Genomic DNA, 25927 nt, shown 5'->3' with positions numbered 1-25927 from the left:
GGCTGACTGGCACGTTAGATGCTTCGCAATCGACACGGTAGGCCAACGGCGGTCTCCATCCTAAGACAAAGGCGTCGCACCATTCCTGCTCCGGCAGGCGTGATGCGGCGCCTTTTTGTTTTCGCCTCGAAGTTGGGGCGGCCTCTTTTGCACAAGACGAATGCCTGGAGCCCACCCGATGAATACCAGTTTCTGGAAAGCCGGCCACACGCCGACCCTGTTATCCGCTTTTCTCTATTTCGACCTGAGTTTCATGGTCTGGTACGTGCTTGGCCCGCTTGGCGTGCAGATTGCGGCCGACCTCGGCCTCACCACCCAGCAGCGTGCCTTCATGGTCGCCACGCCCATCCTTTCCGGTGCAGTGCTGCGCCTGGTGCTGGGCATGCTGGCCGACCGCACCTCCCCCAAGACCGCCGGGCTGTTCGGTCAGGTCGTGGTGATCGCTGCGCTGTTCGTGGCCTGGCTCCACGGCATTCACAGTTATGAACAAGCCCTGTTGCTCGGCCTTTTCCTTGGCATGGCAGGAGCCTCCTTCGCCGTCGCCCTGCCACTGGCTTCGCAGTGGTATCCACCGCAGCATCAGGGAAAGGCTATGGGCATTGCCGGTGCGGGCAACTCCGGTACCGTTTTCGCGGCGCTGTTCGCACCTGTGCTGGCGACGATGTTTGGCTGGAGCAATGTGTTCGGTCTCGCGCTGATTCCACTGGTCCTGGTGCTGATCATCTTCGCTACGCAGGCGAAGAATGCACCGAATCGTCCGGCGCCAAAGTCCTTTGCCGACTACATGAAAGCCCTCGGCGACCGAGACAGCTGGTGGTTCATGTTCTTCTACAGCGTCACCTTCGGCGGCTTCCTCGGTCTGGCCAGTACCCTGCCGGGCTATTTCCATGATCAGTACGCCTTCGACCCGGTCAAGGCCGGCTATTACACCGCCGCCTGCGTCTTTGCCGGCAGCATGCTGCGCCCGCTCGGGGGGGCACTGGCCGACCGAATCGGCGGGATCCGCTCGTTGCTGGTGATGTACACCGTTGCTGCCGTTTGCCTGTTCGTTGTCGGCTTCAATCTACCGAGTTCGACGGCTGCACTGGCCTTGTTCGTGGTCGCCATGCTCAGCCTGGGAGCGGGCAACGGTGCGGTGTTCCAACTTGTGCCACAACGCTTCCACAAGGAAATCGGCGTGATGACCGGCCTGGTCGGCATGGCTGGCGGCATTGGTGGTTTCCTGCTCACCGCAGGTCTCGGCGCCGTCAAACAGGCCACGGGAGACTATCAGCTGGGCCTCTGGCTGTTCGCCAGCCTGGGTGCGCTGGCGTGGTTTGGCCTCTATGGTGTGAAGCGCCGCTGGAGAACCACCTGGGGTTCTGCCGCGATGACTGCCGCCCGCGTCTGAGTTCATCCAGGCAACACTCGGAAGGCAGGCCTCAGGGCCTGCCTTCGTCGTTCGTTTTTGCAGGCGCGCCATTGGAGTTTCCCCCATGCCCTTGCAGCTGTCGTTTGGTGAAGCCACCGCCACCGGCCCTCGCGAAGAAAACCAGGACGCCCTGCGGATCGTGACGCCGACCCCTGGCCTTGCTGCCAGCAAGGGGGCGCTGTTCGCCATCGCCGATGGCGTCAGCCACTGCGCTGACGGCGGCCTCGCCGCTCGGGCGACCCTGCAGGCATTGGCGACCGACTACTACGCCACGCCGGAAACCTGGACCGTCGCGCAGTCGCTGGATCGACTGTTGGTCGCGCACAATCGCTGGCTACAGGCCAATGGTGGCGGGCTGCCTTTGCTGACCACGCTGACCGCGCTGGTACTGCGCGGGCGCCGCTTCACCCTCGCCCATGTTGGCGATTGTCGCGCCTACCGTTGGTTGGATGGCGAGCTGCAGCGGCTAAGCGAAGACCATGTCTGGGAACAACCCGGCATGCAGCACGTGCTCAAGCGCGCGATGGGGCTGGACCAGCACCTGGTGGTGGATTATCTCGACGGCGAACTCAGGCTTGCCGAAAGCTTTGTGCTGCTGAGCGACGGCGTCTGGGCCAGCATTACCGAGGGCGATATTCAGAACATCCTGCGGGCCGAGCCGGATCTCGCGCGCGCGGCCCATGCGCTGGTCCATCTCGCCCACCAGACCGGCAGCCAGGACAACGCCAGCGCGCTGCTGCTCCGGGTCGACGAACTGCCGGAAACGGCGCTGGCTGACTCACTCGTGCAACTGGCGAGCTGGCCCCTGCCGCCAAAGCTGCGCCCGGGGCAGGTGTTCGAAGGCTGGACAGTCACGGCGTTATTGGCCGAGTCGCGGCAATCGCTGGTTTACCGGGTCAGCGATCAGCAGGGTCAGCCCTGGCTGTTGAAGACCTTGCCGCCAGGTCGTCATGACGAGCCTCAAGCCGGGCCGGCACTGCTGCAGGAAGAATGGTTTTTACGCCGCGTCGCTGGCCGGCACTTTCCGGAAACCCACGGCCTGCCGCAGCGCCAGCACCTGTACTACGTCCAGCGCGAGTACAGCGGCCAGACCCTCGCCCAGCAGTTCACCCAGCAGGGCCCGATGGCGATGGTCGACTGGTTGCAGCTGACGCCACGCCTGATTCGCGCGCTGGGCATGTTGCATCGGCGCAACATCCTGCACCGCGACATCAAGCCGGAAAATCTGCACAGCGATGATGCCGGTGAGCTACGCCTGCTGGACTTCGGCCTCGCATACTGCCCGGGCCTATCCCAGGATCAACCGCACAACCTGCCGGGTACGCCGAGCTATATCGCCCCGGAAGCCTTTGCTGGCGCAGTGCCAAGCCGGGAACAGGACCTCTACGCAGCCGGCGTCACGCTTTTTTATCTGCTCACAGGCCACTACCCCTACGGCGAAATCGAAGCCTTCCAGCGGCCGCGTTTCGGCAACCCGGTGCCGGCCAGTCGCTATCGCCCCGACCTGCCCCAGTGGCTGGACGACATGCTCAAACGCGCCGTCGCGGCTGATCCCTCACAGCGCTTCGAAACCGCGGAAGAATGGCTGTTGACCCTGGAACAGGGCGAGCGCCTGGCAGGCGCTGCACCCAAGCTGCCGCTGCTGGAGCGTGAACCGTTGAAGGTCTGGCGCAGCCTGGCCTTGTGCTCACTGCTGTTGAACCTGGTCATGCTCGTCTGGTTGACGAAAGGCGCTTAGCGAACGACTCGCCGTCAAATGCTGACGCGTCGGACGATCAAGCCTTGCCGAGAAACGCGCGTCAGCTGCCGCACACACTCCTCCAGACGCTCTGCGCTCGGCGCCTGGACTACCGCCAGGTCAAAACTGTTGGAGGCGAAGTGCGCCAGCGATTCATCAGCTCCGGTGAACTGAACGACAAAGGCGCGCGGCCTGCCCCAGCGCTTCGGCCAGCCGTCCAGATAGCGCAGAAGCGAGGGCTGATGGCTACCGCCAAGGAGGATTTTTGGATTGCTACGAACCAGCCCGCCAGTGATCGGGGCCAAGCGTAGAGGAGCGCGTTGCAGTGCATTCATTGGGAGAAGTCCCGCCTCAAGAATTCCGCTGGGCAGCGGTGGGAGGCGACACCGAACCAGCGCTTTAGCGGTATTTCGAAGCCTTCGGCTCCAGGCGCCCCGCAAGTAGCTGACTAAATCGGCGCATGGGCTGAACAATAGAAAAGCGGCACGGCGGCTGTCAACGGCCAATTTCCGGCAGGCCTTGGTAGCGGTCTGCACCAGTGCTGCGCAGAGCGCTTCATCGGGGTGCAATAAATCGTCAATTGCGTTCGCATAGCGGCAGCTAAACCGCTGAAAACACTCAAAAGACCGGTTGGCACAGCCTCTGCATTACCTGCCTCACATAGGCCAGACCTTCAACGTGGAGGGTCGGGCTCCGAATACGGAAAAAAGGACAAAGGCGTCCTCACTGGGAGATCAGTGGGACGCCTTTTTTCGTTCTGGATTTTTACAACGGCACGGCAGGCAGCTATCGACTGCTCGGTCTAGGGGGAGAACGGCATGAAGAAACTCAAGCTGGTGATGATCGGCAACGGCATGGCCGGGGTACGCACCCTGGAAGAGCTGCTCAAGCTTGCCCCCGAGCTTTACGACATCACCGTGTTCGGTGCCGAGCCGCATCCCAACTACAACCGAATCCTGCTCTCCCCTGTGCTGGCCGGAGAGCAGACCTTCGAGGAGATCGTGCTCAACGATCTCAAGTGGTACGCCGACAACAACATCCGCTTGATGCTGAACCGCAAAGTGGTCGAGATCGACAGAGTCAAGCGCCGTGTAATCGCTGAGGATGGCAGCGAGGCGGAATATGACCGACTGCTGATCGCCACAGGGTCGAATCCCTTCATCCTGCCAGTTCCCGGCAATGATCTGGAGGGCGTGATCGGTTATCGCGACATCGCTGACACGCAGGCGATGATGGACGCTGCCAAGACCCACAAGCACGCCGTGGTAATCGGTGGCGGACTGCTTGGGCTGGAAGCCGCCAACGGTCTGAAGCTGCGCGGCATGGACGTCACGGTTGTGCACATCGGTGAATGGCCGATGGAGCGCCAGCTCGATAAGACGGCCGGCACCCTCCTGCAGAACGCCCTGGAAAGCCGCGGCTTGAGCTTCAAGATGAAAAAGCAGACCGCCGAGCTGATCGGCAACGAAGCCGGTCGGGTCAAGGCCGTGCGCTTTGCCGATGACGAGGTCATCGACGCCGATCTGGTGGTGATGGCCGCCGGTATCCGACCCAACAGCGCGCTGGCCGAAAGAGCCGGCATTCCCTGTGACCGCGGCATCCTGGTCAATGACACCCTGCAAACCTATGACCCGCGCGTGTATGCCGTCGGCGAGTGTGCCAACCATCGCGGCACAGCCTACGGACTAGTGGCGCCGCTGTTCGAGCAGGCCAAGGTCTGCGCCAACCACCTGGCGATGCTCGGTTTCTCCCGCTACCTCGGCTCGGTGACCTCGACCAAGCTCAAGGTCACCGGCATCGACCTGTTCTCCGCTGGCGATTTCCTCGGCGGTGAAGGCACCGAGACCATCACCCTCTCCGACCCCATCGGCGGGGTCTACAAGAAGCTGGTGATCAAGGACAACATCCTCGTCGGCGCTTGCCTGTACGGCGACACCGCCGATGGTGGCTGGTATTTCCGTCAGGTTCGCGAAGGCCACAATGTAAGCGAAATCCGTGATCACCTGATGTTCGGTGAAGGCGCCATCGGTGACACCGGTCATCAGGGTCAGAACAAGGCGATGGCCATGCCCGACGGCATGGAAGTCTGCGGCTGCAACGGTGTGTGCAAGGGCGACATCGTCAAGGCGATTCAGGAACACGGGCTGTTCTCCGTTGACGACGTGAAGAAGCACACCAAGGCGGCCAGCTCCTGCGGCTCCTGCGCCGGGCTGGTCGAACAGATCCTGATGAACACCGTCGGCGGTGCGGCGGACGTAAAGCCCAAGAGCGAAAAAGCCATCTGCGGGTGCAGTGATCTGCCGCATGGGCAGGTGCGCAAAGCCATTGTCGAGCAACACCTGATCAGCATTCCGGATGTGATGAGCTACCTGAACTGGCGCACGCCCAACGGCTGCGCCACCTGCCGCCCGGCGTTGAACTACTACCTCATCTCCTCCTGGCCGGGCGAAGCGAAGGACGACCCGCAGTCGCGCTTCATCAACGAGCGCGCCCACGCCAATATCCAGAAAGACGGCACCTACTCGGTGGTGCCCCGCATGTTCGGCGGCGTGACCAATGCTGCCGAGCTGCGCCGCATTGCGGATGTTGCCGACAAGTACCAGGTGCCGATGGTCAAGGTCACCGGTGGCCAGCGCATCGACCTGCTGGGCATCAAGAAAGATGACCTGCCGAAAGTCTGGCAAGACCTGGACATGCCGGACGGCCACGCCTACGGCAAATCCATTCGCACCGTGAAGACCTGCGTCGGCAAGGAGTTCTGCCGTTTCGGCACCCAGAATTCGACCGCGCTGGGCATCGATCTGGAGAAGGCGCTGTTCGGTATGTACTCGCCGCACAAGGTCAAGCTGGCCGTCTCCGCCTGCCCGCGCAACTGCGCCGAATCGGGCATCAAGGACGTCGGCATCATCGGCGTGGACTCGGGCTGGGAGCTCTACGTCGGCGGCAATGGCGGGATCAAGACCGAGGCCGGTGAATTCTTCGTCAAGGTGAAAACCGCAGAAGAAGTCGCCGAATACAGCTTTGCCTTTCTTCAGCTCTACCGCGAAGAAGCCTTCTACCTCGAGCGCACCGTGCACTACATGCAGCGGGTCGGCCTGGAATACATCAAGAAGGTCGTTCTCGAGGACGAAGCCCGGCGCAAGGCGCTGGCCCAGCGGCTGATGTTCTCGCTAAGTTTCGAGGGCGACGGCTGGAAGAAGGCCATCGCCGAGCAATCGTTGAAGAAAGAGTACGAAACCATCCAGTTGACCCAGATCGAGCCGGCATGAGCGGCCGCCGTCAGCTCCAGCCGATCACCCCATCGCGAGGAAACACTCCATGAAATGGTTCGATATCTGCTCCCTGGACGAGATCAACCCACTCGGCGCACGCATTGTCGCCGGGCCGAAAGGCGACATTGCGGTGTTCCGTACCGCCGACGATCAAGTGTTCGCGCTGGACGACCGCTGCCCGCACAAGGGCGGCCCACTGTCCCAGGGCATCGTGTTCGGTAAGCAGGTCGCCTGCCCGCTGCACAACTGGCAGATCAACCTCGACAGCGGCGAAGCGGTCGCGCCCGATGTTGGCTGTGCCCATCGCCATGAAGCCCGCATCGAGAACGGTCGCGTGCTGCTTTCGCTGAACAGCGCAACGGAGTGCGCCTGAGCGTGGCGGGCAACCGTAGGGTGGGCCGGGCGGCGCTCCGCTTCAGCCCACCAACCCGCGCAACCGCAGCTCGGGTTATAGAAGAGAGATGCGTGCTGGAATTTCAATGTTGAAGACCGTTGCTAAAGCCAAGCCACGGTGGGCTAAAGCCCACCCTACGGTTAGGGAATCTCATCAGGAGACCGCGCCATGCAAATGACAACCGCCTCTACCTGCTGCTACTGCGGCGTGGGCTGCGGCGTGCTGATCGAGCACGACGGCGAGCGCATCCTTGATGTCAACGGCGACCCCAGCCATCCAGCAAACTTCGGCAAACTGTGCAGCAAAGGTTCGACCCTGCACCTGACCGGCGATCTCGACGCCCGGGCGCTCTACCCCGAGCTGCGCTTGGGCAAAGCCCTGGCCCGTACACGTACCGGCTGGGACAGCGCGCTCGATCATGCTGCCAATGTATTCGCCGAGACCATCGCCGAGCACGGGCCGGACAGCGTTGCCTTCTATATCTCCGGGCAGTTGCTGACCGAGGATTACTACGCGTTCAACAAGCTGGCCCGCGCGCTGGTGGGCACCAACAACATCGACTCGAATTCGCGCCTGTGCATGTCCTCAGCCGTGGTTGGCTACAAGCGCAGCCTCGGTGCCGACGCGCCACCCTGCAGTTACGAAGACATTGAGCAAAGCGACTGCGTGCTGATCGTCGGCAGCAACATGGCCTATGCGCATCCGGTGCTGTTTCGCCGCCTCGAAGAAGCCAAGGCTAAACGACCCGAGATGCAGATCATCGTGGTCGATCCACGCCGCACCGACACCGCCGAGCTGGCCGACCAGCATCTGGCGATTCTTCCGGGCACGGACGTCGCACTGTTCCACGGCATCCTGCACATACTGCTGTGGGAGGGATGGATCAACCGGGACTTCATCGAAGCCCACACCGACGGTTTCGAGGACCTGAAGCGTCTGGTGCGCGATTACAGCCCGGTCCTGGTCGCGGACCTCTGCGGCATCAGCGTGGCCGAGCTGCAGGATTGCGCGCGCACGATCGGCAGCGCGCCGAGCTTCCTTTCGCTCTGGTGCATGGGCGTCAACCAGTCCACGGCCGGCAGCGCCAAGAACAGTGCATTGATAAACCTGCATCTGGCTACCGGGCAGATTGGCAAGCCTGGCGCCGGCCCCTTTTCGCTGACCGGCCAGCCCAACGCCATGGGCGGCCGCGAGACGGGCAGCCTGTCCAACCTGCTACCCGGTCATCGCGAAGCTGGCAATGCCGAGCATCGCGCCGAGGTCGCCGACTATTGGGGCGTGCCCGCACTGCCGGAAACCGCTGGTCTCTCGGCCATCGAGCTGTTCGAGGCGGTGCGCAGCGGAAAGATCAAAGCACTGTGGATCGCCTGCACCAACCCCGCGCAATCGATGCCGGACCAGCAGAAGGTTCACGAAGCCCTGGCGGCTTGCCCGTTCGTGGTGGTGCAGGAAGCCTTCTTCACCACTGAAACCTGCCGCTACGCTGACCTGCTATTGCCCGCCGCCAGTTGGGGCGAAAAGGAAGGCACGGTGACCAATTCCGAACGCCGCGTCAGCCATGTGCGCTCGGCCATCGCCGCACCGGGTCAGGCGCGTGCCGACTGGTCGATCACCTGCGATTTTGCCCGGCGGCTGGAAAGCCTGATGCGTCCCGGTCAGGCCAGCCTGTTCGACTTCAACAACCCAGCCGCGCTGTTCGACGAATACAAGCTGCTCACACTGGGCCGCGACCTTGACCTGTCCGGCCTCAGCCACAACGTGATCGACCGCCTCGGCCCGCAGCAATGGCCCTTCCCCGCCGGTGCTCGGCAAGGCACGCCGCGACTCTACGAAGACGGCGTGTTCCCGACCGACAACGGCCGCGCACGTTTCCTCGCCGAGCAATATCAGGCGCCGAAGGAGAAACGCGAGGCGCGGTTTCCGTTGACACTGAACACCGGCCGCCTGCGTGATCACTGGCACGGCATGAGCCGCACCGGTACTGCCGCTCGGCTGTTCGGCCATGTCGAAGAAGCGCTGCTCAGCATGAACGGCGATGACATGCGCCGTCGTCGCCTGCTCGATGGCCAACTGGTCAAGGTGCGCAGCCGCAGAGGCGAATTGCTGTTGCCGGTTCACAAGGACGACAGCCTACGTCCGGGCCAGGCTTTCCTGCCGATGCATTGGGGTGACCGCTTCCTCAAGGGCTTGGGCGTCAACAGCCTCACGCTGCCGGCCTTCGACCCGATTTCCAAGCAACCGGAACTCAAGCACGCCGGGGTCGAGGTGGAAAAGGTTGAGCTGCCATGGCAGCTCTTTGCCCTGGTCGAAGGCTCCGTGCAGAAACGCTTCGAAGCGCTGCGCCCGCTGTTCGAAGGCTTCGCCTACGCCAGCTTCAGCCTGACCGGCCGCGAGCGGCCGGCGCTGGTGATCCGCGCGGCATGCAACGAGCCGCCTAGCCGCACGCAACTGGCGCAACTTGAGCAACTGCTCGGCCTAGATGAAGGTCCTGTGCTGGTCTATGACGACCCGCGACGCAGCGTCGGCAAGCGGGTGCGTATCGAGGATGGCCGCATTGTCGCCCTCAGTCTGTCCGGCGAAACCGCCGCGCGCGACTGGCTCAAGCAACTCTGGCACGACGGCAAGGCCGACCAGGCACTGCGCCGCTGGTTGCTCGCGCCATTGAGCACGCCGCCAGGCGGCGACGTGCGTCCCGCCAAGACGCTGTGCAACTGCATGAACGTCAGCCAAGACGCGATCTGTTCAGGCATCGAGCGGGGCCTGGATTTGAATGGATTGAAGCGGGAGCTGGGGTGCGGCACCAGTTGCGGCTCCTGCGTACCGGAAATCAAGCGGCTGCTGGTGAAACAACCGGCAGTGGCTTGAACATCAACAGCTGGCGATGCATGGCGCGTCGCCGACGTGATTAAAGCAACAGGTGAGGTGGAAACATGAGCGCAAAAGTCTGGCTGGTTGGCGCGGGGCCCGGTGATCCGGAGCTGCTGACACTCAAGGCCGTACGCGCCATGGGTGAGGCACAGGTCGTACTGATCGATGATCTGGTCAATCCCGCCATTCTCGAACACTGCCCCAACGCGCGGGTGATCCCAGTGGGCAAACGCGGCGGCTGCCGGTCGACACCACAAGCCTTCATCCATCGGTTGATGCTGCGCTATGCACGCCAGGGCAAATGCGTGGTGCGCCTGAAAGGTGGTGATCCATGCATTTTCGGCCGCGGTGGCGAAGAAGCCGAATGGCTGGCCCAGCGCGGGATAGAGGTCGAACTGGTGAATGGCATCACCGCCGGCCTGGCTGGTGCCACACAGTGCGGTATCTCGCTGACCCAGCGCGGCGTGGCACGCGGCGTGACACTGGTTACCGCGCACACGCTCGACGGCAGCAGCCCCGAGTGGCATGCGCTGGCGCAAACCGGCACCACCCTGGTCGTCTACATGGGCGTGAGCAGCTTGCAGCAGGTTCAGCTCGGTCTCATGGAAGGCGGCCTGTCGGCCAGCACCCCGGTGGCGATGATCGAAAACGCCTCATTACCGCAGCAACGCGAATGTCGTTCGCAGCTCGGTGCGATGTGCACTGACGCAGCCGCTTTTCAGCTCAAAAGCCCAGCGATTCTGGTCATCGGCGAGGTCTCGGCGCAGGCCGTAACGCAGGTTTTGAGCCGAATCGCATAGCCTGCGTGCATTGGACTCACACACGCGTTTGATTGGTTTGGTGGCCATGATGGCAATGTGATGGTAGTTTCCGCGCCCCACATTTAGGCACGGAGCCAACCGATGAAAACGCCCGCATATTTCGCTGCCCTAGCTGCTGCAGCTTTGCTGACAGGCTGCGTCGTGCAAAGCACGTACACCAAGACCGTAACGGTGACAAAAGACCCGAGCGGAAAAGTGTTAAACATCACCGAGACCGAAACCGTGGTGCAGCCTGCCCAGGGCTATCCAGTCAAGTTGCAACTGATCAAGGACGTTCAGCCATAACTGGGTGCGTCATTTGCAGGTCCAGCGGGATATAAAAAAACCGCGACCCTGAGGTCGCGGTTTTTTTGTCACGGTTCGAGCATCACGCCTTCTGCCGCAGCTTCTCCGGTTTGATCAGGAAGCGCGCCAATGCAGGCAGCAGCCAGATCGCGCCGACCATGTTCCAGAGGAACATGAAGGTCAACATCAGGCCCATGTCAGCCTGGAACTTGATCGCCGAGAACACCCAGGTGAACACACCGATGGCCAGGCAGATGCCGGTGAAAACCACCGCCTTGCCAGTCGACTTCAGGGTTTCGTAGTAGGCATCCTGCAGCGTCATGCCCTGGCGCAGGTAGGATTCCAGACGGCTGTAGATATAGATGCCGTAGTCCACACCAATACCCACCCCGAGCGCGATCACCGGCAGCGTCGCGACTTTTACGCCAATCCCCATGAAGGCCATCAGCGCGTTGCCTAGGATGGAGGTCAGCACCAGCGGCAGGACGATGCACAGGGTCGCAGCGACAGAGCGGAAGGTCAGCAAGCACATGAAACTCACCGCTGCGTAGACCGCAATCAGCATGGTGGTTTCGGAGGCGGCGATTACTTCGTTGGTCGCTGCTTCGATACCGGCATTGCCTGCAGCAAGGACGAACTCTAGCCCTTCGCGGTTGTTTTCCTCGGCGAACTCGCGGGCCGCAGAAACAACATGCTCCAGCGTCTCGGCTTTGTGGTCATTGAGGAACACCAGCACCGGCGCGAGCGAGCAATCGCTGTTGTACATGCCTTCGGCACGCGCGATGGAGCTGTTCAGCACGAACTGGTTACGAGACAAGGTCTCCCACTTCAGGCTGCCCTCGTTCATGCCTTTGATGCTTTGCCGTGCCACGGTGACCATCGACACCGCTGACTGGACACCCTCGGTGTTCTCCATTTTCCACATCAGCTCGTCCATGGCGGCGAGCGTGTCGTAATGGGCGCAGCCCTCGGGCGCCGTTTTCACCATCACCACCAGCACGTCCGAACTGGTCGAGTAGTTGCTGATGACGAAGTCGTTGTCGAGGTTGTAACGCGAGTCCGGGTGCAGTTCCGGTGCGCCCTGGTCGAGGTCACCGATCTTCAGGTTCTGTCCGTACCAAAGTCCACCACCCACGGCGAGCAGCGCGATGACAATGGAAATCGGCGCGACGATCGGGTTGGCAAAGTTGGACAGCAGACGCCAGAACGGGTGGTTACGCGCAGCCTCCTCGCGAGCCTGCTTGACTGCACGCTGACTGATGCCCATGTAGGAAATCGCCACCGGCAGCAGGATCAGGTTGGTCAGGATAATGACCGCCACGCCCAGCGAAGCACCGATCGCCAGTTCGCGGATTACCCCGATATCGATCAACAGCAGGGTCACGAAGCCGACGGCGTCGGACGCCAAGGCCACCATGCCAGGAATGAACAGTTGGCGGAACGCCATCCGTGCCGCAGCTAACGGGTCGTCGGTTTCGCCGGAAGCCATGGCGATACCGTTGATCTTCTGCACGCCATGGGAGATCCCGATGGCAAATACCAGGAACGGCACCAGCATCGAATAGGGATCGAGCCCGAATCCCAGGGTGTGCAGCAGACCAAGCTGCCAGGCCACGGCAATCAGGGTCGTCACCACCACCGCGATGGTGCTCTTGAAGCAGCGGGTGAACCACAACAGCAGCGCCAGCGTGATGCCAATGGCGACAAAGAAGAACAGTGCGACGCCGACCAGACCATCAATCAGGTCACCGACCTTTTTGGCGAAACCGATGATGTGAATCTCCACATTCGGATTCTGCGCCTCGTACTTGTCGCGAATCTTCTCTTCCAGTTCGTGAGAGAACTTCTGGTAGTCGAGCTTGATCTGCTTGCTGCGATCATCCGGATCCGAGTAGGACTCCATCAGCGGCACGTCGATGATGCTGGACTTGAAGTCGTTGGCGACCAGACGCCCGACCTGACCGGACTTGAGAATGTTGCTGCGAAGGTCATCGAGACTTTCCGGCGACCCGTCATAAGTCTGCGGAATGACCTCACCGCCGGCGAAGCCCTGCTCTGTCACCTCGGTCCAGCGAACGCTGGGACTCCAAAGCGACTTCATGTTGGAGCGGTCGACACCCTGGATATAGAACACTTCGTCATGGATCTGACGCAGCGTTTCCATGTAGTCCTTGGCGAAGATGTCACCGTCCTTGGCTGCCACGGAGATCCGCACCGTGTTGCCCAGATTGGCCAGATCATCGCGATGCTGGAGCATGTTCTGAATGTACGGATGCCCCAGCGGGATCATCTTTTCGAAGCTGGTCGAAGGACGAACCTGGGCAGCCTGGTAGAACAGGAATACGCTGATCAACAGGCAGACAAGGATCACTGCCGGTCGATTGTTGAATATCAGGCGCTCGAGAAACGACGCCGGCTTCTGCTGATGCTTGGTCATGTTGGCTCCGGCTTATTGTTGTTGTGCAGGCAGGTTGGCGCCGGTCGGCGAAACGATCCTGACACCGCTCTGCCCGACGAGGATCAGGTTGCCGTCCGGATTGGAGACGACGCCCGACAGAGAGCGCCGATCAGGGCGGCTGAACAGTTTGAAGCTCTTTCCGCTGTCCTCGCTACTGAGCACGGTGCCACCGTGGCCTACCACGACGATGCGTCCATCGGCCAGCCTGTTGCCATCAGCCAGTCCCGACTCGACCGCATCACCATCGTCCAACAGCTCGATGGCTTGCCAGCTGTCGCCAAAATCGGTTGAGCGGAACAGGTTGCCGCGCAGGCCAAACGCGACCACGACACCCGGTTCGCCACCGCCAACAACGCCGAAGAACGAGCCCTGATAAGGCGACTCAACGCGCTCCCAGGTCTCACCCATGTCGGCGGAGCGGAACATGCCGCCCATCTCGCCGACGATGAACAGGCCGGACCCGGGAATCTCGGCGATGGCATTGAGGTGAGAGCCGTCCTCGTTGTCCAGGCGGTCGGCAACGTCTTCCCAGTTCTCGCCGCCGTCGGTGGTTTCCAACAACACGCCGTAAGCGCCGGTGGCGAAACCGTGCTGGGCATTCTCGAACCAGACGTCGAGCAGCGGCACTTCGCCCTCGCGGTTCTCGTACTGCTGCGTCCAGGTCTGACCGCCGTCCGTAGTGCCTAGGATCAGCGCGTCGTGACCGACCGCCCAACCGTGCTGTTCGTCAGCGAAATACACCGCCGTCAGCAGCTGCCGGGTAGGCACCTTGGCCTGTGTCCAGTTGGAACCACCGTCGTCGGAATAGAGGATGTGGCCGCGATCACCGGCCGCCACCAGACGCTTGCCCGCATGGGCAATATCGAGAAGCAAGCTGGTGGCGGCTTGCTGCGATTCGATCGCATATCGAACGCCCGGCTCGGCAGGGTTTTGGGCCTGAGCAGGCGCGGCTAGAAACAGGATGGAGAGAACACTGCAGAGCGAGAGCGTTCTTGCCAGCGGCGATTGACTACGGAACATCGGCGTGCGTGTCGTTTTTTCCACGCGGCCAACCGGTGTGCGCCACATGACGGGCTCACTCATACATACCCCCTTTATTCTTATTAGGTAAGGCCTGCGTAGGAAGGCAGGCGAGGCCATGCTATAGGGCTTTCGAAAGCGGCGGCAATTGGCTGGACGTTATGTTTTGTTAAGCATGGCTCAATGATGTTGCGTGATAGGTATGCCTTATGGCACGGCGCTTGGCGCTCTTCTTCTCCGGCATTGGAAGGGGATGTCTGATCGCGACCGGCTAGCACCTCTGTGAACGAAAAATCCCGCGGCAAGCGCGGGATTTTCGATAGTCATGGCCTCAAGTCGCAACCCTGATCAGGCAAGGCTCTTGCTTACCACCTCGTAGACATCACTCGACAACTCACCGGACGCCAGGATGCGTTCCAACTCTGATTTCATCAGGCCCTGACGACCGGCATCGTACTTGCGCCAGCGGGTCAGCGGCGCCAGCAGCCGTGAAGCGATCTGCGGATTGAGCTTGTTGAGTACGATGATCTGGTCAGCGAGGAAGCGGTAACCGGCGCCATCGGCCCGGTGGAAGTTGACCAGGTTCTGATTGGCGAAGGCCCCGATCAACGCACGCACCTTGTTCGGGTTCTTCAGCGTGAACGCCGGATGCTGCATCAGATGCTGGACGCGCTCCAGGCCACCCGGTTGCGTATTGCCGGCCTGGACGCTGAACCACTGATCCATAACCAGCGGGTTGTCCTTGAAGTGCTCAGCAAAGGCTTCCAGTGCCTTGGCGCGCTCGGCCTCGAAGTCTGAATTGACCAATACCGCCAACGCCGTCAGGCGCTCGGTCATGTTATCGGCCTGCTCGAACTGGTCCACGCACGCGGCCACCACGTCAGGCTTGCCGCTCAGCATCAGGTAGGACAGCGAGATGTTCTGCAAGGCGCGACGAGCAAAATGGCTGGCTTCGGCGACATAAGAAGTCTGGCGCGACACCTCGCGATTGGCCTGATAACGCTTCCAGAGCAGATCGAACAGCGCGGTAGCAATGCCTTGGCGCGCGAAGTCGCGTGCCGCATGGATGGCATCGACATCCGCCATCTCACTGATTTCGGTGAGGTAGGCCTCGCTCGGCAGTGACAGCATCTCGGCTACCATAGCCTGATCGAGGCGCTCGTCCTCCAACTGGCTGCGCAATGCTTCGACCAGACGCTGATCAAGCTGCAGCGCTTCGCCGCGCTGGTGCTGGCCGATCATCTCCTGCAGAACCTGAACCGACAGCTGCTGGCCCGCTTCCCAGCGGTTGAAGCCGTCGGAGTCATGCTGCATCAGGAACATCAGCTGATCGCGGCTGTAGGGGAAGTCCAGCTTCACCGGCGCGGAGAAACCGCGCAACAGCGACGGCAGCGGCTGCTCTGGCACGTCGACAAAGGTGAAGGTCTGCTCAGGCTGGTCGACTGCCAGCACACGGGTAGTGCCCACTGCAGCGTCTTCGCCTTGGAGGCGCAAGGCGATTTCATTGCCCTGCCCGTCCAGCAGGCCCAGCGAAACCGGGATGACGAACGCCAACTTCTCGCTCTGCCCAGGCGTAGGTGGGCAGCTCTGGCGGAACGTCAGGCCGTAGGTTTTTGCGGTGGCGTCGTATTGCTCGCTGACAACCAGACGCGGTGTGCCAGCCTGGCTGTACCAGCGCTTGAACTGGGTCAGGTCGGCGCCGTTGGCGTCTTCCATGGCCTTGACGAAATCGTCAACAGTGACGGCCTGGCCATCATGCCGCTCGAAGTAGAGGTCGCTGCCCTTGCGGAAACCCTCCTCGCCCAGCAGCGTCTGGATCATGCGAACCACTTCGGCGCCCTTCTCGTAAACGGTCAGGGTGTAGAAGTTGGAGATTTCGATGAAGGATTCCGGGCGTACCGAATGCGCCATCGGGCCGGCGTCCTCGGCGAACTGATGGGTGCGCAGGTAGGACACGTCCTCCACCCGCTTAACAGTCGGCGAGTTCATATCAGCGGAAAACTGCGAGTCGCGGAATACCGTGAAGCCTTCCTTCAGCGACAGCTGGAACCAGTCGCGGCAAGTCACGCGGTTGCCCGACCAGTTGTGGAAATACTCGTGAGCGACGATGGCCTCGACGCGCTGGTGAGCAGCATCAGTGGCCGTTTCGGCGCGCGCCAGCACGGCGCTGGAGTTGAAGATGTTGAGGCCCTTGTTCTCCATGGCGCCCATGTTGAAGTCGTTGACCGCGACGATCATGAAGATATCCAGATCGTATTCGCGGCCGTAGGCTTCCTCGTCCCACTTCATGGACTTCTTCAGGCTGTCCATGGCGTGCTGGCATTTGTCGACATTCTCCGGCTCGACGTAGATGCGCAGCGCTACATCCCGACCGCTCATGGTGGTGAAGCTGTCCTCGATACACCAGAGGTCACCCGCCACCAGGGCGAACAGATAGGCTGGCTTCTTGAACGGATCTTCCCAGGTCGCCCAGTGACGGCCGTCGTCTTCTTCGCCGCTGGCCAGCGGGTTGCCGTTAGACAGCAGGATCGGATAGGCCTGCTTCTCGGCGCTGACCGTCGTGGTGAAGGTGCTCATCACATCCGGGCGGTCCAGGTAATAGGTGATCTTGCGGAAGCCCTCGGCCTCACATTGGGTGCAGAACATGCTGCCGGATTTGTAGAGGCCTTCCAACGCCGTGTTGCTTTCAGGGTGAATCACCACTGTGCTGTCGAGGGTGAAATTCGCCGCGTCGGGCTGCAGCGTCAGGCTTTCTTCGCAGATTTCGTAATCACCCAGGCCGAGCGGACGGTCGTTGATCGACAGGGAGATCAGCTCGAGATCCTGGCCATCCAGCCGCAGGGAAGGCAGACCGGCACCCGCCTCCGGGTTGCGCCGCATGACCAGCTGCGCATGGACCATAGTGCGGTCCTCGTACAGCTCGAAGGTCAGGTGGGTTTCATCGATCAGGTAATCCGGAACCTGATAATCCTTGAGATGAATGACTTTCGGTTGTTCGGTGCGCATCGGCTGGGCCTCTTCGAGGCAGCTAAAAGCGGCGAGCTTGAAGCTGCAGGTGAATAGCATCTGTTGGGCGGATCGTCATGCGTGATCCAACCAGTAGCTGCATGATCGATCCGTAGGGTGGATGTCGCTTTCTACATCCACCAATTCTGCCGCTGTGTTCATTTGGGTGGATGGCCACCCGTGGGTCGCCACCCGGTGGATCGGTGACGCGTGATCCACCCTACGCCGCGCTGCTTGCAGCTACCTGATACGACGTGAACTTGCGAACGTTGATAACGCCTGTATCGAGAATCAGATATTGACCCTTGATGCCCCGCAGGGTGCCTTCGACCACCGGCGTCTTTTCCAGGTCCAGGCTGACGATCTTGGTTGGGTAGGCCTCAACGGGGTAGCGGATCTCCAGCACCTGTGCATCGGCCACTGGCTGGATCGCCTGTAGCCCGTAGCGCTGTTGCAGCTCCCGCAACCCTTCGGCGCAGGCATCAAAGATCTGTTCACGGATCTCGACCAGATCAATGGGCTCAGCATCGCCCTTGAGCAGCGCGCGCCAGTTGGTGCGGTCTGCCACCTGACTGCGCAACAGGTCTTCGACCATACCCGACTGTTGTCGAGTCGCGACGCGCATGATCGGCAGCGCCTGGCTGGCGCCCTGATCGAGCCAGCGCGTCGGCAGTTGCGTAGCACGTGTGATGCCAACCTTGATGCCCGACGAGTTGGCGAGATACACCACATGGTCGGTCATGCAGAAGTCCATGCCCCACTGCGGATCGCGGCAGGTGCCGAAGTCGTGGTGGCATTTTTCCGGGCTCATGATGCAGATGTCGCATTGCGGCAGTTTCTTGAAGCAGGGATAGCAATAACCCTGGCTGAAACTCTTGTTGGTCTTACGGCCACAGTGGCTGCAATGGATGGCGCCCAGGTACTCCAGCCGAATCGTCTTGCCGATCAGTGGATTGACCGGCACCAGCGTGTCGTTCAGGCGGAAGGAATACTGGGCCTGATCACCCAGTTGAATCGACATCTTGCTCAGGGCGCCGCGTCCCAGCTCGAGCATCAGTGTCGGGTCCCGGAAGCGGGTGAAAACAGGCTGGTATCGATAGGCGCCTTGTTCTTGCTCTTGGAGGCGCATTCCTGGCCACCCATGTAGCCGGTGCGTTCCTCTTCCGGCAGGTTCTTCATCTCCCAGGCAATCATTGCGCCGAGGCAGGTTTCTTTCTGCTCGGGCGTCAACTTACGGCCGTCGCTCCACTTGCCCAGCTCGACGGCGGTCTTCAGGTTTTCGTAGATTTCAGGGGTGATGTTTTCGATGGCTTCGATAAAGGACGACATGACCGGCTCCCGGGGAAACGAGGGCGCATTCTACCGAGCGGCGCGGTTTTAGGGAAAACCGATCAGCCGTTGTGCTGCACTAGACCGCGGCCCTGCGGCGCGACAGCAGTCCCCCTAGAATGCCCGTCAGGCAGCCGGCCACCAGCCCGCCAACGTGGGCTGCGTTGGCAATCGCCAAGGCGCCGAAGCTGACCACTTCGATCACGCCCGTCAGGCAGATCACCAGCCAGACCAGCATCAGCACCACAACGCCTGGGGGCAACCGGTAGGCCTCGTCGGGCGACAGTTTCTGGAACAGCCAACAATGCCCGAGCAGTCCGTACAAGACGCCGGAAAGGCCGCCAAATAGGCCCGGGCCGCCGTAGGTGTATTGCGCCATGTTGGACACGACACCGAACACCAGCGTCAGGCCAAGCAACATCAGCGCACCTTGTCGATATTCGATGCGCCGCCCGAGTTCCCAGTACCACATCGAGTTCATGGCAAGGTGCAGGAAGCCGAAATGGACGAAGATGGGTGTCACCAGTCGCCACCACTCCCCGGCGGCCAGCGTCTGCTCAAGCGTCGCAAAGTAGGCGTAGTCACCGTCGATGCGGAAGTCACCAAAGCTGAACCAGCGGATGGTCTCGAAGTTTTCACCAAGAATGGTGATCGCGGCGGCGATCATCGTCAGCAACAACACGGCTGCTGTCAGCGGGCTGCGGCGAAGGCTGGCTAAGAAACCGCCGCCCCGGCGTGCCGGTTGTTCGGCTACCACAGCGCCATCGCCCCTGGGGTAGCGCTGATACAGCTCTCGGACCTGTTCAGCGGTTGCCGCCGGTACCCGCAACACCTGCTCGCCGGACTCTTCGGAGACCCGGCAAGGGACCTGCAGGCGATGCAACAAGGCGATGAATCCGCTCAGGTCTTCTGACAATGGCAGGCGCAGCGCCTCAACGATGTTCATCTATCGCTCCACGTCTACCCAGACGAACTTCGCTGGGTCGAGTCTGGTTTCCTCATCGAGCCGGTAGGCGACGAGCTTGCCGTATTTCACCGCGCTGTAATCAAGACAGGCGAGGTTGGGCCGGATCGGCGCCGGCGTTCCGCTGCGCCAGTAGTGCCCGACAAACAACAGCGGGTCATCGGGGCCATAGAGCAACAGTTGGTTTTTTTGGCTTTCGCTGAGCGGGATCCGCGCAGCCTTCTCCGGCAGGCCGTCTGGCTGAAAAACGATATCGCCGTAGGTCTGCGGGTTCTCTTCCCAGAACTTCGTCCTGAAAAAACTGCGGGTGAAGCCTTCAGCACTGGTCAAGGTCAGGCCTTCCGGCAGCGGCATGTCGGTGCCGCGCAGGAGCCGGTCCAGCGCCTTGGCAGCGAAGCCCTGGCTGAACGCGGCGTCACGCAGAAAATCCAGATCGACGCGACCCTGGCTCAGCCGCAGTCGCAGCTGACTGATCACAGCGTTGTCCCAGCACGCATGCACGACGCGAAAACGCTCGCTTTCGAGGTACAGCGGCAACGTCATGAACCATTCGCGGAAGGCACTCCACTCTTCCGAATATTGCTCGAACTGCTCAAAGGTATGCTGCAACAGCATGGCGTAACGCGGCGTGTGATCACGAACGAAGGTCTTGCCGCTCTCGGGCGGTGCCGGGGTATACCAGCCCAACGCGTTGAATTCATGATTGCCCATGATGCAATGCGCCTGCCCCGCTTCAACCATTGCATGGACCAAATGCAGTGCCTCGCGAATCCGAGGGCCGCGATCGATGATGTCGCCAAGAAAGATCACTTGCCGGCGTGGATGCCGCCACACATCTCCGTGGTGACGATAGCCCAGCTGCTCGAGCAGGCGGGTCAAGGTGTGGGCACAACCATGCACGTCCCCGATCAGGTCGTAGCTGCGCTCCGGGTCGACAAACACTATTCCCCTCCACCGAGTCGGCTGCCCCAGCCAAGTTTGGTGCGGCAGACCTCGTAATAATTGTGGTCAAGCGGGTGGATCAGGTGAAGCTTTTGCGGTTTCTTGCGCACCGTGACGGTATCGCCTGGCGCACAGGTGAAATGGTTCTGCCCATCACAGGAGACCTGCGGATAGATCTGCATGTTCGGGGAAACGACGATTTTCAGCTCGCTGTTGCCATCCACCACGATCGGCCGGCTGGACAAGGTATGCGGGTACATCGGAACAACCACGATCGCATCCAGGCGTGGGTGCATGATCGGCCCGCCGGCGGACAGCGCATAGGCCGTAGAGCCTGTGGGGGTGGCAATGATCAGCCCGTCGGCCTTCTGACTGCAGACGAACTGACCATCGATGTACAGCTCGAACTCGATCATCCGGGTCGACTTGCCGGGATGCAGCACCACGTCGTTGAGCGCGTCGCCTTCACCGATGGACTCCTCGAAGCGCCGCACCTGAGCCTCGAGCAGGAAACGATTCTCGAGGGTGTATTGCCCACTGAGCACCTCCGCGACCTTCTCTTCCAGCTCATCGGGGCGGATATCGGTGAGAAACCCAAGGCTGCCACGGTTGATCCCCAGCACCGGGACCCGATGTTTGGCCAGCGCACGCGCCGCGCCCAGCAAGCTGCCGTCGCCACCCACCACGATCACCAGATCGCAGGAATCGCCGAGACGCTGCCGCGACGAGGTCTGCATGCCATGGCCAGGCAGCACCTCAGCGATGTTTTCTTCGAGAATCACGTGCAGATGGCGCTCCACGAGGAATCTCTTCAACCGGCGAATGGTATCCAGCACCTGGGAACTGCCCAGGCGGCCGATGATGCCGATATTGCGGAACTGATCCATTGAAGCTCCCTGAGGCGAGACGGGTGACAAGCAATTGCGCAACAGAAGAAACACCGACCGGCCGAAGCTTAACAGGCACTGATTTGGTGTCGCGTAGGCACACTCAAGTTCAACGCCCTGTGTTGACCTGGATGCCCTGTCGCAATGCAGCCGACGAATTATGGGCGAAAGCTGGAAGTGGCAGCAAACCAACCTCGGCTATGCTGCTTGCATGAATCTTCCTTGTCTTGGTGATCTGCTTCCCAGCCTGCAGCACCCCGCCGTGCGGGATCTCGCCTGGGCGCTGCTTTCGCCACCTTTGCTGAGCGAAGCCCCGGCACCGCAGCGACACCCCCTTACGGCCAGCCGCTGGGCTGAGCAGCCTGATGAACTGGCGGACTGGCTGCGCCTGCTCGACACGCAGCCGGGCGTTCTTGATGCCTGGCTTGCACAACGCAGTGTTCGGCGGCTGGGCCTTTATTACGAGCGACTCTGGCAATTTGCGTTGTGCCAGGCGCCGGATATCGATCTGCTGGTGGCAAATCTGCCGATCCGTCAAGGCGGTCATACCCTGGGCGAACTGGATCTGCTCCTGCGCGACCGGGAAGGCGTCCATCACCTGGAACTGGCCGTTAAGTTCTACCTTGGGCTGGACGGCGACAGCGCACGGCACGATCGCTGGCTGGGCCCCGGCAGCCACGACCGGCTCGATATCAAGCTGCGGCGACTTTGCGAGCATCAACTCAGGCTGCCGTCGGAGCCCGCCGCGCAGCTGCTGCTCAGCGAGCTGACCTGCGCCCAGATCAACAGCGCACTGTGGCTGGGCGGCTATCTGTTCCGGCCGCTAGCAAGCAGGTGCTCTGCGCCTGTTGGCGCCGACCCAAGACATCTGGGCGGGCGCTGGCTGCGTCACCAAGACTGGGCCAGCTTCGCTGGATACGACGATCGCGCCACCTGGCAACCGCTACCCCGGCATGCATGGCTGGCACCTGCGCAGATGCCGCTGGATGACGTTTGGAAGCGGGCCGATTTCGATCGTTGGCTCAGCGCAGTAGAGGGTCAGCGCCAGGCGAAAATGCTGGTGCGCCTGGAGCCGCAGGCGAACGGAACCTGGCTCGAACAGGAGCGCCTGTTCCTGGTACCCAGCGCCTGGCCGGCTCACTGAGCCGCAGCTGACGTGAAAACGTCATCGGCATCCTGCAGACTTGAGCGGCGACAGCAGTGCCGCCTCCTTTCACCGCAAGGGTCAGCCTCGATGAGCTCGGACCAGCTCCATTCAAACGCCCCGGAACACTCGAATCCGTGGACAATTTTTATGTTATTCCTGCGCCTGGGTCTGACCTCATTTGGCGGTCCGGTGGCGCATCTGGGCTATTTCCGTGAAGAGTTCGTCCACCGCCTGCGCTGGCTCGACGAGCAAGGCTATGCGGACCTGGTTGCGCTCTGTCAGTTTCTCCCCGGCCCGGCGAGCAGCCAGGTCGGGATCGCCATAGGGTTGCTGAGGGGCGGCTATCGCGGTTCGCTGGCGGCCTGGACGGGATTCACCCTGCCCTCAGCAATAGCGTTGGCATTGTTCGCGCTTGGCGTCGGCCGCTGGGGGGACAGCTTGCCGGACGGAGTCCTCCACGGACTGAAAGTCGTCGCGGTCGCGGTCGTGGCTCAGGCGGTGTGGGGAATGGCGCGCAATCTGTGCACCGGTGGCCAGCGTATCGCTATCGCCCTGCTGGCTGCATGCGCTGTTCTGCTGTTGGCCAGTGCCTGGGCGCAGCTGGTCGTCATTGCCATCGCCGGTCTGACGGGGTTGCTGTTGTTTCGTCCGGCTGCGGCGTCCGGCCTGACGCCCTTCCAGCCTCGCGTGAGCCGAACAGCCGGCGTCTTGGCGTTGCTGCTGTTCTTTGCCTTACTGCTGCTGCTGCCCGCCTTGGTTGCTGTCTCGAGCAACCAGCTGGTGGCGATGGTCGACAGCTTCTACCGCGCCGGGGCCTTGGTCTTCGGGGGAGGCCATGTGGTGCTGCCGCTACTGCAAGCCGAAGTCGTGCCCAACGGCTGGGTCAGCAACGACACGTTTATGGCCGGTTACGGCGCAGCCCAGGCGGTCCCAGGACCGCTGTTCACCTTCTCAGCTTTTCTCGGGGCCTCAATTGGCAGCGGCAGCAGTCTGATCAACGCCGCGCTGTGCCTGATTGCCGTGTTCATCCCCTCGTTTCTACTGGTATTTGGCGCTATGCCTTTCTGGGATCGTCTGCGCGCCAATCGAAGGATGCAGGCTGCACTGGGCGGTGTGAATGCGGCGGTGGTCGGCCTGTTACTTGCTGCGCTGTACGATCCGGTGTGGACCAGCACGATTTATGGCCCTGTTGACATTGTCCTGGCAGCGATTGCTCTGGCGGCCCTGATGGTGTGGAAGTTGCCGCCCTGGCTGGTGGTAATGGCCGGTGGCATCGGCGGCTGGCTACTTGTCATGCTGAGCTAGGATCACATCGGCTCAGCCGCTGAGTTCGGTACGTCCGCCGGAACGTGCGAGGTAACCGTTACCCTGCTCACAGAGCAACATCGCATAATCCTCCGCCGACAGCCCGTCGAGGCCGCCCCGCAGCGGATACGCGCTGAAGCCCAACTGCGTCAGCAGAAACACCGCGCTGGCGCTGCGTTTGCCGCTGTCGCAGTAACACAGGTACAACCGATCCTGCTTCAGCAATCGCGTCTTCAGCCGCAACAGATGCAGTGGCATCGTCAGCGCTTGCTGGGCATGCCCCCGCTCATACTCTTCCAGCAACCGGACATCCAGCCATTGAGCACCCTGCTCGATCAGCGCGTTGGCCTCCTCGAGGCTGAGCTCGTCAACCACCGGCGCTTTCAATAGCGCAACGAAATTCTCGCGCGCCAGCTTCAGCACGCAGCCATCCTCGATCAGCGTAACGGTGGCGTTACGCGGTGCGTCGGTCAGCAGCGCTTCTTCCCCGAAGCAGGCTCCGACGTCCAGCTCCGCCACTACCTGGCTGGCGCTGCCAAGGCCGGTCATAACCTCGGCGCGGCCACTCTTCAGAAAGTAGCAACAGTCGCCGGCCTCCCCTTCACGCAGCAGCACGTGGCCGGCCGGAAGGTCGATGGTTTCGAGCTTGGTAAGCATGTCGCGTACGTTTGCCGGGGGCACCTTGGCGAACAACGGGTTTTCCAGCAACGCTTCGAGCCAGTCGGTCAGTTCACCTGCCGTTGCCAGCTCCAACAGTAGATCGGCATTGGCATGCTGCCATGTCACAAGGCGCTCGAGCTGCGCACTGTCGATGCACAACACGCTGGCATCTTCCAGGGCGCAGACTTTGTTCAGCCGTACGCCGGAGGCAAAAACATGGCAACTTTCAGACGAGCCCGCAACCAAACGACGCTCGCCATCCGGCGTCAGCTGCAACAGGGTGCCGCTGAGGAGAAAATAGCTCAGACCCGACGGCGTCTGCTCATCGAACAGCACCTCGCATGGCGCGAGGGTATGCGGCACCAACTGATGACGAATCTCCTGCAGATACCGAGACGGCAGCGTGTTGAGCGGAATCAGGCGTTGGAGCAGATCCGAAGCTAGCGGCTTGTTCATCCATGAATTCCAAGGGAGCGAGAGGTCAGCGCAGCAGCTCCTCCAGTTGCGCCTCAGCAGCTCTCCTGCCCTGCAGACCACCAGTGTGCACGAAGATGAGCCGCGTACCAGAGGCAAAATAACCGCCCTGTACACTAAGGCGCAATGCCATCATCGCCTTGGCCGTGTAAACAGGCTCCAGCGGCACCCCTGCCATCGCTTCGGTCTCCAGCAGGAACCGAGCCAGCGGCTCGTCGAATCGACCGAAGCCACCGCGGCAGGCATCGATCAGCTGATACCCAGAATCAGCTGTGCCAGCGTCATGCAGCAATCGACTCACCTCGTCCGCTACACCGTGCGAAGGCGGGCCTGCCAGGGCTCCATGGACCGTTCTCCTGCGCTGCTGCGCCTCGCCGATCACCAACCCGGCCAAGGTGGTACCGGTGCCCGCAGCAAGCCACCAGCCGTCGTAATCCGTCCAGCCTAGGGCGGCCAAGCGAGTTTGCACGTGACCGACCAACGGAGCGCAACCCAGCGCACCAGCAAGCCCGCCGCCACCTTCAGGCACGCTGTAGTAGTTGGGATACCGGTCGCGCCAGGTATCGAAGAAATCCGCCCGGTGCCGATTGCGATACCCCCCATAACCCAGCCAGTGCAACTGCATGCCGAAGCGCTGCAAGTCTTCGACAGTCGCTGTTTGCTGCGCATGGCCGCGCAGCAGCCCAACGCTGCCCAGGCCGTAACGCTTGGCCGCCGCTGCCAGCGCATGCAAGTGATTGGAATGAGGGCCGCCAACGCTGAGCAGCCCTGACGCGCCGCCGGCCTGTGCCGCACCGAGGTGATGGACGAGCTTGAACCACTTGTTGCCGGACAGCTCGGGGTCGATCAGATCCAGGCGCAGCATGGCAACCTGAACATCGGCTGCGTGCAGCCAAGGCAAATCAAGCCGCTGCAGCGGTATCGAGGCCAGACTGGGGATGGATAC

At 61.7% G+C, this 25927-nt stretch carries 20 protein-coding genes; 9 read left to right on the top strand and 11 right to left on the bottom strand.

Features of this window, described 5'->3' with window-relative positions:
* The first annotated feature begins 178 nt into the window (after positions 1–178).
* Entirely contained in the window at positions 179–1390 is a 1212-nt protein-coding gene (locus ACSSNI_RS03930) for an MFS transporter (protein WP_200639402.1), read from the top strand.
* Between the two features lie 85 nt (positions 1391–1475).
* Positions 1476–3149: a bifunctional protein-serine/threonine kinase/phosphatase gene (locus ACSSNI_RS03925; protein WP_200639401.1), complete on the top strand. Its 1674-nt coding sequence runs from the start codon at positions 1476–1478 to the stop codon at positions 3147–3149.
* A 14-nt stretch (positions 3150–3163) separates the two neighbouring features.
* Here the strand turns inward: ACSSNI_RS03925 and ACSSNI_RS03920 are convergent, their stop codons facing one another.
* Positions 3164–3484, bottom strand: coding sequence for a hypothetical protein (locus ACSSNI_RS03920; protein ID WP_102836221.1), 321 nt, complete (start codon positions 3482–3484; stop codon positions 3164–3166).
* Positions 3485–3967: 483 nt separating this feature from the next.
* On the opposite strand from ACSSNI_RS03920, the gene nirB reads away from it, so the two are divergent.
* The 5 genes from nirB to ACSSNI_RS03895 all read left to right on the top strand — a co-directional run bounded on the left by nirB (position 3968) and on the right by ACSSNI_RS03895 (position 10789).
* Complete coding sequence (nirB, locus tag ACSSNI_RS03915) at positions 3968–6418, top strand: nitrite reductase large subunit NirB (RefSeq protein WP_200639400.1); 2451 nt, start codon at positions 3968–3970, stop codon at positions 6416–6418.
* A 49-nt stretch (positions 6419–6467) separates the two neighbouring features.
* Positions 6468–6794, top strand: coding sequence for a nitrite reductase small subunit NirD (nirD, locus tag ACSSNI_RS03910; RefSeq protein WP_102836219.1), 327 nt, complete (start codon positions 6468–6470; stop codon positions 6792–6794).
* A 189-nt stretch (positions 6795–6983) separates the two neighbouring features.
* The gene (locus ACSSNI_RS03905; protein WP_200639399.1) at positions 6984–9680 is read left to right on the top strand and encodes a nitrate reductase; all 2697 of its coding nucleotides are present in this window, start codon (positions 6984–6986) and stop codon (positions 9678–9680) included.
* Between the two features lie 65 nt (positions 9681–9745).
* Complete coding sequence (cobA, locus tag ACSSNI_RS03900) at positions 9746–10483, top strand: uroporphyrinogen-III C-methyltransferase (RefSeq protein ID WP_200639398.1); 738 nt, start codon at positions 9746–9748, stop codon at positions 10481–10483.
* Positions 10484–10585: 102 nt separating this feature from the next.
* Positions 10586–10789, top strand: coding sequence for a hypothetical protein (locus ACSSNI_RS03895; protein ID WP_200639397.1), 204 nt, complete (start codon positions 10586–10588; stop codon positions 10787–10789).
* A gap of 82 nt (positions 10790–10871) precedes the next feature.
* Here the strand turns inward: ACSSNI_RS03895 and ACSSNI_RS03890 are convergent, their stop codons facing one another.
* From ACSSNI_RS03890 to ACSSNI_RS03855, 8 genes are all read right to left on the bottom strand, one after another.
* Positions 10872–13226 carry an efflux RND transporter permease subunit gene (locus tag ACSSNI_RS03890; RefSeq protein ID WP_102836215.1) on the bottom strand — a complete coding sequence of 785 codons (2355 nt, stop codon included), beginning with the start codon at positions 13224–13226 and terminating at the stop codon, positions 10872–10874.
* A gap of 12 nt (positions 13227–13238) precedes the next feature.
* Positions 13239–14330: a WD40/YVTN/BNR-like repeat-containing protein gene (locus ACSSNI_RS03885; protein ID WP_200639396.1), complete on the bottom strand. Its 1092-nt coding sequence runs from the start codon at positions 14328–14330 to the stop codon at positions 13239–13241.
* 285 nt (positions 14331–14615) lie between these two features.
* The gene (pepN, locus tag ACSSNI_RS03880) at positions 14616–17273 is read right to left on the bottom strand and encodes an aminopeptidase N (protein ID WP_200639395.1); all 2658 of its coding nucleotides are present in this window, start codon (positions 17271–17273) and stop codon (positions 14616–14618) included.
* A gap of 220 nt (positions 17274–17493) precedes the next feature.
* Positions 17494–18327 (bottom strand): DUF2797 domain-containing protein, encoded by an 834-nt coding sequence (locus tag ACSSNI_RS03875; RefSeq protein WP_102836213.1) that lies wholly within the window; start codon positions 18325–18327, stop codon positions 17494–17496.
* The gene (locus ACSSNI_RS03870) at positions 18327–18602 is read right to left on the bottom strand and encodes a YeaC family protein (RefSeq protein ID WP_045426161.1); all 276 of its coding nucleotides are present in this window, start codon (positions 18600–18602) and stop codon (positions 18327–18329) included. The genes ACSSNI_RS03875 and ACSSNI_RS03870 overlap by 1 nt, the downstream gene beginning before the upstream one ends.
* Positions 18603–18681: 79 nt before the next feature.
* Positions 18682–19548, bottom strand: coding sequence for a rhomboid family intramembrane serine protease (locus ACSSNI_RS03865; RefSeq protein ID WP_200639394.1), 867 nt, complete (start codon positions 19546–19548; stop codon positions 18682–18684).
* Positions 19549–20508: a metallophosphoesterase gene (locus ACSSNI_RS03860; protein ID WP_200639393.1), complete on the bottom strand. Its 960-nt coding sequence runs from the start codon at positions 20506–20508 to the stop codon at positions 19549–19551.
* Positions 20508–21395 carry an NAD(+) kinase gene (locus ACSSNI_RS03855; protein WP_045426155.1) on the bottom strand — a complete coding sequence of 296 codons (888 nt, stop codon included), beginning with the start codon at positions 21393–21395 and terminating at the stop codon, positions 20508–20510. Before ACSSNI_RS03855 ends, ACSSNI_RS03860 begins: the two co-directional genes overlap by 1 nt.
* Before the next feature lie 211 nt (positions 21396–21606).
* On the opposite strand from ACSSNI_RS03855, the gene ACSSNI_RS03850 reads away from it, so the two are divergent.
* Together ACSSNI_RS03850 and chrA are read left to right on the top strand one after the other, a co-directional pair.
* Positions 21607–22539, top strand: a complete 933-nt coding sequence (locus ACSSNI_RS03850) for a DUF1853 family protein (RefSeq protein ID WP_200639392.1) — start codon at positions 21607–21609, stop codon at positions 22537–22539.
* A 90-nt stretch (positions 22540–22629) separates the two neighbouring features.
* Positions 22630–23847, top strand: a complete 1218-nt coding sequence (gene chrA, locus ACSSNI_RS03845; RefSeq protein ID WP_200639391.1) for a chromate efflux transporter — start codon at positions 22630–22632, stop codon at positions 23845–23847.
* Positions 23848–23859: 12 nt separating this feature from the next.
* On the opposite strand, the gene ACSSNI_RS03840 is transcribed toward chrA, so the two are convergent.
* Both ACSSNI_RS03840 and ACSSNI_RS03835 read right to left on the bottom strand, forming a co-directional pair.
* On the bottom strand, positions 23860–24963 hold the full coding sequence (locus tag ACSSNI_RS03840; protein WP_200639390.1) for a cyclic nucleotide-binding domain-containing protein: 1104 nt from the start codon (positions 24961–24963) through the stop codon (positions 23860–23862).
* A 25-nt stretch (positions 24964–24988) separates the two neighbouring features.
* Positions 24989–25903 carry a 1-aminocyclopropane-1-carboxylate deaminase/D-cysteine desulfhydrase gene (locus ACSSNI_RS03835; protein WP_200639775.1) on the bottom strand — a complete coding sequence of 305 codons (915 nt, stop codon included), beginning with the start codon at positions 25901–25903 and terminating at the stop codon, positions 24989–24991.
* Between the last annotated feature and the right edge of the window lie 24 nt (positions 25904–25927).

This window comes from Stutzerimonas tianxiuensis, from assembly GCF_053470365.1.
Note: the sequence above shows the minus strand (reverse complement) of the source record. Positions and strands in the feature narration are given on the sequence as shown.